The sequence below is a fragment of the Yersinia sp. 1252 StPb PI genome (assembly GCF_048593885.1).
Taxonomy (GTDB): domain Bacteria; phylum Pseudomonadota; class Gammaproteobacteria; order Enterobacterales; family Enterobacteriaceae; genus Yersinia; species Yersinia enterocolitica_E.
This window is the reverse complement of record NZ_JAZGQE010000002.1, coordinates 69448-76539: the sequence shown is the minus strand read 5'-3', so window position 1 is coordinate 76539 and position 7092 is coordinate 69448. Positions and strand designations below refer to the sequence as shown.

Below are 7092 nucleotides of genomic sequence, written 5' to 3'. Positions count from 1 at the left end.
GCATGTGTTAGGCCTGCCGCCAGCGTTCAATCTGAGCCATGATCAAACTCTTCAATTTAAGATTTGTTTGATTTGCTGCCTGTTATTTAATGAAAAATAAGTAAGCAGCGATGCTCAAAGATTACTTTCTGCAAATAAGCATTCGAACCGAAGTTCAAATGTGTACTGCTTTGGTCACTCTTCAAGACTTTGATATTTCTTCTGCCTGTCGAAACAGGCTTCGATATCGTCTTGCGAGTGCCCACACAGATTGTCTGATAAATTGTTAAAGAGCGTTCGTTACCCGTTTGCCTTTCGGCGAATCTTACGGTAACGCGGGAGGCAGATAATACGCTTTCCCGCTACAGAGTCAACCACTTAATCAGTTAATTTTCTCTGCTCTTCCCGGCCACTCTGTGAAGTTGCTCACAGCGCCGTGTCGATGGATGCGCATTATAGGGAGCCGCCTCAGAATGGCAAGGGTTTATCTTAAAGTTTTTTCTAACTGCTGATTATTTGAACGCAAAGACTACTTATGACGCGTTTTTATCGCTTTTGGCAGGTCAGCCAGACTATTTAGCACCCAATCAGCTAGCACCTCTCCTTCTGCGCTAACAGGCTTGCCAGTGCGAACTAACACTTTAGTGCCGACATTAGCCGCTAATGCTGCCTGCATATCTTCAATTTTGTCACCAACCATATAAGAAGAAGCCATATCAATGTTCAATTCGCTTTGTGCTTGCAGTAACATGCCAGGCAGCGGTTTGCGGCATTCACATGTTTCACTGAACTCCGCTACACTGCCATCGGGGTGATGCGGACAGAAGTAGATGCCGTCCAGGTCAACACCACGGTCAGCCAGAGACCAATCCATCCACTCGGTGAGACTTACAAATTGCTCTTCGGTAAACATACCGCGTGCAATACCTGATTGATTGGTTACCAATACCAAAGCGAAACCCATTTCTTTCAATTCACGACAAGCATCAATAACACCGTCTATAAACTGGAAGTTATCAATTTCGTGGACATAACCGTGATCAACATTAATTGTACCATCACGATCTAAAAATATTGCGGGGACGGGCTGAGTCACTTATCTGCTCCTGAGGGCTGTAAACCCCACTAGTATCGCATGTTTTATTACCGATTGAGAATGGAAGAGAATCGGTGTTGCCAGTTGACTTAGCCGTCTAGACGCCTTAACATCCAATCTATACTTTGGTTCCGCTGAAGTTTACTTTTTATCTAGCCACGGAAACGACGATAAAATAAGAATAATATGATTAAACTTTCTCACATCAGCAAAGTGTTCCAACAGGGTTCGCACACTATTACCGCGCTTACAGACGTGAGTCTACACGTCCCTGCTGGACAAATTTATGGCGTTATCGGTGCATCAGGTGCGGGTAAAAGTACACTGATTCGCTGTGCCAATATGTTAGAGCGCCCTACCAGCGGCAAGGTTCTGGTTGATGGGCAAGATCTGACAACCTTATCTGAAGGTGAACTGACGCGCGCGCGTCGTCAAATCGGCATGATTTTTCAGCATTTCAATTTACTGTCATCTCGCACGGTGTATGGCAATATTGCGTTGCCTCTAGAGCTGGATAACACGTCACGCGCAGATATAAAGAAGAGAGTTACCGAACTGTTGGATCTGGTCGGTTTAGCGGATAAGCAAGATGCTTACCCGGCTAACTTGTCGGGCGGTCAGAAGCAGCGTGTTGCTATCGCGCGTGCTTTAGCCAGTAATCCAAAAGTCTTGTTGTGCGATGAAGCCACCAGCGCATTAGACCCGGCAACCACTCGTTCGATTCTGGAGCTGCTTAAGGACATTAATCGTCGTCTGGGACTGACTATTTTGCTTATTACTCATGAAATGGATGTGGTGAAACGCATCTGTGATCAGGTTGCTGTAATAAGTGAAGGCAAATTGATTGAGAAAGACAGTGTCAGTGAAGTGTTCTCGCATCCGAAAACCCCGCTGGCGCAACAATTTATCCAATCAACACTCCATTTGGATATTCCAGAAGATTACGCCCAGCGTATGACGCAGGAACCAACTGCAGATCGCGTTCCACTGCTGAAATTGGAGTTCACCGGTCAGTCCGTTGACGCACCACTCATTTCACAAGCGGTGCGCCGTTTCAATATTGATATCGGGATTCTCAGTTCGCAGATGGATTATGCCGGTGGCGTTAAGTTTGGTGTCATGTTAGCAGAGCTGCATGGCGACGATCAGGATGGCCTCGCTGCCATCAAGTTTTTGCAAGATCATCATGTAAAAGTAGAGGTTCTGGGTTATGTCTGAGGCAATGATGTGGTTAATGGGCCGAGGCGTCTGGGAAACTCTGATGATGACTTTTGTGTCTGGTTTCTTTGGTTTTGTGCTAGGACTGCCGGTTGGGGTGCTGCTGTATGTCACTCGCCCAGGGCAAATTATCGCCAACAATAAGATTTACCGCACCCTGTCTGGAGTTGTGAATATTTTCCGTTCCATACCTTTTATTATCTTATTGGTGTGGATGATTCCATTCACTCGAATGATTGTCGGTACATCGATTGGGTTACAGGCGGCGATTGTGCCACTAACAGTCGGTGCAGCCCCCTTTATTGCTCGTATGGTGGAGAATGCCCTACTAGAGATTCCATCTGGTTTGGTTGAGGCTGCCCGTGCGATGGGAGCGACCCCAATGCAAATTATTAAAAAGGTGTTGTTGCCCGAAGCCCTACCCGGCTTGGTGAATGCCGCCACTATTACATTAATTACCCTGGTCGGTTATTCCGCGATGGGTGGTGCAGTCGGTGCCGGTGGCTTAGGCCAGATCGGTTATCAGTATGGTTACATTGGCTATAACGCCACGGTAATGAATACTGTATTAGTATTATTAGTAATTTTGGTTTACCTGATTCAGTTCAGTGGCGATCGGATCGTAAAAGCCGTTACCCACAAATAGTTCTTAACACATCAATTACCCAAAGGAATTGATGTTGCAGGTAGGCGGCAAGCGAACATATCCCGATAAGCTTATTCAAGTAAGTGATTCGGGTAAGTGAAAATTGCTAACAACCCTGCAGCGCCAAGTACCAAGGGTATAGCGACTGCCTCACACAGCGGCGCATCTTAACGAATGTCTATAGAGGAAGGGATATGTCTTTAAAATTCAAATCTATCGCGGCAGTCAGTGCACTGATTGGTACCTTGGCTCTGGTGGGTTGCGGCCCGGCAGAGAAAGATCCAAACCACATTAAAGTTGGTGTCATTGTGGGTGCCGAGCAACAAGTTGCTGAAGTTGCTCAAAAAGTGGCAAAAGACAAATATGGTCTGGATGTTGAACTGGTTACCTTTAACGACTATGTTTTGCCAAACGAAGCATTGAGCAAAGGTGATATTGACCTGAATGCCTTCCAGCATAAGCCTTATCTGGATCAGCAAATTAAAGATCGTGGCTACAAGTTAGTGTCTGTGGGTAACTCATTCGTTTATCCAATTGCTGGTTACTCTAAGAAAATCAAATCATTGGAAGAGTTACAACCGGGTTCTCAGGTCGCACTGCCAAATGACCCGACCAATCTGGGCCGTTCTCTGTTGCTACTGCAAAAAGTGGGGCTGATTAAACTGAAAGACGGTGTTGGTCTGCTGCCAACCGTGTTGGATGTGGTTGAAAATCCTAAAAACCTGAAACTGGTTGAACTGGAAGCCCCTCAGTTACCACGTTCTTTGGATGACCAACAAATCGCCTTGGCGATTATCAATACCACCTACGCCAGCCAGATTGGTTTAACACCGGCTAAAGATGGCTTGTTCGTGGAAGATAAAGAGTCACCTTACGTCAATCTGATCGTGGCTCGCGAAGATAACAAAGATGCGGAAAACGTGAAGAAATTCGTTCAGGCATATCAGTCTGATGAAGTTTACGATGCAGCAAACAAAGCATTCAACGGTGGTGCAGTGAAAGGCTGGTAAGTGTTAATTGGCTATTTTGCTGAATATGGCGTTAGCTAAAATCAGTGTTTGCTAAATATATTGCAAGACGGGCTATGGCCCGTCTTGTTATTTGCATCATAGATTGCTTCAATAGCGCCTCTTAAATAAAAAAGGCTGAGGAATTTCTATGCGTGCGTTACCTCTGTGTCTGTTAGCACTTTCGCTAACTGGATGCTCCATGCTTCAATCAAAGCCATCCACCACAGAAAGTCCGGTTAAGCAACCACCTCCGGTGACTAAACCCAGCCCAACGGCAGCCCCTCGTCCGGCACCGGTAAAACTTTATAAAAGTGCTGAAGAACTTGTTGGCAAGCCTTTCCGCGACTTAGGCGAAGTATCCGGTGAGTCTTGTCAATCTACCGTTCAGGACTCTCCAGCCAGTATCGCCACCGCCCGTAAGAGAATGCAGACCCGTGCTTCTTATATGAAAGCCAATGCGGTGCTGCTACACGGATGTGAAATACAAAGTGGCGTTCCTGGCTGCTATCAACAAGCGGTGTGCCAAGGTTCTGCACTGAACGTTTCATCAAAATGAGTGTATTTTCCTTCAATCAGATCGGGGTGATTCGCTCACCCTATAAAGAAAAGTTTGCGGTGCCAAGGCAGCCCGGTCTAATTGAAGATGGCGGTGGTGAGTTACAGTTAGTGGCTCCCTATAATCAGCCGGAAGCCGTGCGTGGGTTATCTGACTTCAGTCATGTATGGGTGATGTTCGTTTTCCATCAAACCATGGCGGGGGGTTGGCGTCCGACGGTTCGCCCGCCACGTTTAGGCGGTAATACACGGATGGGCGTATTTGCCACTCGCTCCACTTTCCGGCCAAATCCTATCGGCATGTCGTTGATTGAGCTGAAAGGGATACGTTGCCAGGGCGCAGAGGTGATTCTGGAGTTGGGGAGTCTGGATCTGGTTGATGGAACCCCGGTGATTGACATTAAACCCTATCTGCCTTTCGCAGAGAGCCAGCCACTGGCGCGCGCTGGTTTTGCGCAGACAGCCCCAGATGCAGATATGCCGGTGTGTTTCTCAGCCACCGCTGAGCAACAGTTAGTACAGCAGCAGACGCGTTATCCACATTTGCGGCGTTTTATCAGCCAGGTTTTGGCACAAGACCCCCGTCCAGCCTACCGTAAAGACGATAATGAAAGCCGCGAATACGCGGTTCTGTTGCTGGAATTTAATGTGCGTTGGCGGGTTATGGGCCAGCAAACAGAAGTGTTGTCGCTCGACCCACGCTAAATTTCAGCCAGCTCTCTTTTGACAACCCGTACTCGCTGGTAAACTAAACCACTTTTTACTTTTTGGACTGCCTCTACTTGTTGCAGTGCTAATGGAACCAAAACATCATGCGTACTAGCCAATATCTGCTCTCCACTCTAAAGGAGACACCTGCCGATGCTGAAGTGATCAGTCACCAACTGATGCTTCGTGCCGGGATGATCCGTAAACTGGCATCAGGTCTTTATACCTGGTTACCGACCGGAGTTAGGGTGTTGAAGAAAGTCGAAAACATCGTGCGCGAAGAGATGAATAACGCCGGTGCTATTGAGGTTTCAATGCCCGTCGTACAACCGGCTGATTTGTGGCAGGAGAGTGGTCGCTGGGAACAGTATGGTCCTGAGCTATTGCGTTTTGTCGATCGCGGCGAACGCCCATTTGTGCTCGGTCCAACTCATGAAGAAGTGATTACTGACCTGATTCGCGGTGAGATCAACTCTTACAAACAGTTGCCGCTAAATTTTTTCCAAATCCAGACCAAGTTCCGTGATGAAGTTCGCCCTCGTTTCGGCGTGATGCGTGCTCGCGAGTTCCTGATGAAAGATGCTTACTCTTTCCATACCACTCAGGAATCGTTGCAGGACACTTACGACGCGATGTATGCGGCCTACAGTAAGATTTTCTCTCGTATGGATCTGAATTTCCGTGCAGTTCTGGCAGATACCGGTTCAATTGGTGGCAGTGCATCGCATGAATTCCAAGTGCTGGCCGAGAGTGGCGAAGACGACATCGTGTTCTCAACCGGTTCTGATTATGCCGCTAATATTGAGTTTGCTGAAGCAGTGGCTCCTGATGAACCACGAGCTAGCGCCACGGAAGAGCTGCGTATCATTGATACCCCGAATGCAAAAACCATCGCTGAATTGGTCGAGCAGTTCAACCTTCCAATAGTGAAAACAGTGAAAACCTTATTGGTACATGCTCACGAAGAGAGTGGTCACAAGCTGGTTGCGTTGCTGGTTCGCGGTGATCATGAACTCAATGAGATTAAAGCAGAAAAACTGCCACAAGTCGCCAAACCACTGACCTTTGCCAGTGAAGAAGAGATTCGTGCAGTGATTGGCGCAGGTCCAGGGTCATTAGGCCCGGTTAATTTGCAGTTGCCAATCGTGATTGACCGCAGTGTGGCAGCAATGAGTGATTTTGGTGCTGGTGCGAATATCGACGGCAAACACTACTTTGGTATTAATTGGGAGCGTGACTTACCGCTGCCACAAATTGCCGATTTACGTAATGTGGTTGAAGGTGATATCAGCCCTGATGGCAAAGGCACATTACTTATCAAGCGTGGTATTGAAGTCGGTCATATCTTCCAGCTAGGCACTAAATACTCGGAAGCGATGAAAGCCACGGTTCAGGGCGAAGATGGCCGTAACCAAGTGATGACCATGGGTTGTTACGGTATTGGCGTATCCCGTGTAGTAGCAGCGGCCATTGAGCAGAATCATGACGACCGTGGCATTATTTGGCCGGATGCGATTGCACCGTTCCAGGTAGCCATTTTGCCAATGAATATGCACAAATCTTTCCGCGTGAAAGAGTTGGCAGAAGAGCTGTATGCCACTCTGCGTGCCCATGGTATTGACGTGATTCTTGATGACCGCAAAGAACGCCCAGGCGTGATGTTTGCCGATATGGAGCTGATTGGCGTGCCACACAATATCGTGATTGGTGACCGCAATCTCGACTGCGAAGAGGTGGAATATAAAAACCGCCGTGTTGGTGAGAAGCAGATGATTAAAACCAGTGAAATCATTGAGTTCCTGCTGGGCCAAATCAAGCGCTAATTGACCCTAAATAAACCGCTGAGCCGCTGGATAGTTAACTCACTACCAGCGGCTTTT

General features: G+C 47.6%; 7 protein-coding genes. 6 read left to right on the top strand and 1 reads right to left on the bottom strand.

From position 1 onward, the window contains the following. Window positions 1–508: 508 nt before the first annotated feature. Window positions 509–1075, bottom strand: a complete 567-nt coding sequence (gmhB, locus tag V2A85_RS00785) for a D-glycero-beta-D-manno-heptose 1,7-bisphosphate 7-phosphatase (protein ID WP_372559751.1) — start codon at window positions 1073–1075, stop codon at window positions 509–511. A 186-nt stretch (window positions 1076–1261) separates the two neighbouring features. Here gmhB and metN point away from each other — a divergent pair, with 186 nt between their 5' ends. The 6 genes from metN (at window position 1262) to proS (ending at window position 7035) form a co-directional block, all read left to right on the top strand. Then, window positions 1262–2293 carry a methionine ABC transporter ATP-binding protein MetN gene (gene metN / locus V2A85_RS00780; protein WP_372559752.1) on the top strand — a complete coding sequence of 344 codons (1032 nt, stop codon included), beginning with the start codon at window positions 1262–1264 and terminating at the stop codon, window positions 2291–2293. Next, complete coding sequence (locus tag V2A85_RS00775; protein ID WP_050078607.1) at window positions 2286–2939, top strand: methionine ABC transporter permease MetI; 654 nt, start codon at window positions 2286–2288, stop codon at window positions 2937–2939. Before metN ends, V2A85_RS00775 begins: the two co-directional genes overlap by 8 nt. 194 nt (window positions 2940–3133) lie before the next feature. Further along, a complete protein-coding gene (locus tag V2A85_RS00770; protein WP_042569242.1) occupies window positions 3134–3949 on the top strand; it encodes a MetQ/NlpA family lipoprotein in 816 nt (271 codons plus the stop codon). 148 nt (window positions 3950–4097) lie between these two features. Next, window positions 4098–4505 (top strand): Rcs stress response system protein RcsF, encoded by a 408-nt coding sequence (rcsF, locus tag V2A85_RS00765; RefSeq protein ID WP_083162966.1) that lies wholly within the window; start codon window positions 4098–4100, stop codon window positions 4503–4505. Then, window positions 4502–5209, top strand: coding sequence for a tRNA (N6-threonylcarbamoyladenosine(37)-N6)-methyltransferase TrmO (gene tsaA, locus V2A85_RS00760; RefSeq protein ID WP_372559753.1), 708 nt, complete (start codon window positions 4502–4504; stop codon window positions 5207–5209). The genes rcsF and tsaA overlap by 4 nt, the downstream gene beginning before the upstream one ends. Before the next feature lie 107 nt (window positions 5210–5316). Next, a complete protein-coding gene (gene proS / locus V2A85_RS00755) occupies window positions 5317–7035 on the top strand; it encodes a proline--tRNA ligase (RefSeq protein WP_420070733.1) in 1719 nt (572 codons plus the stop codon). Window positions 7036–7092: the final 57 nt, after the last annotated feature.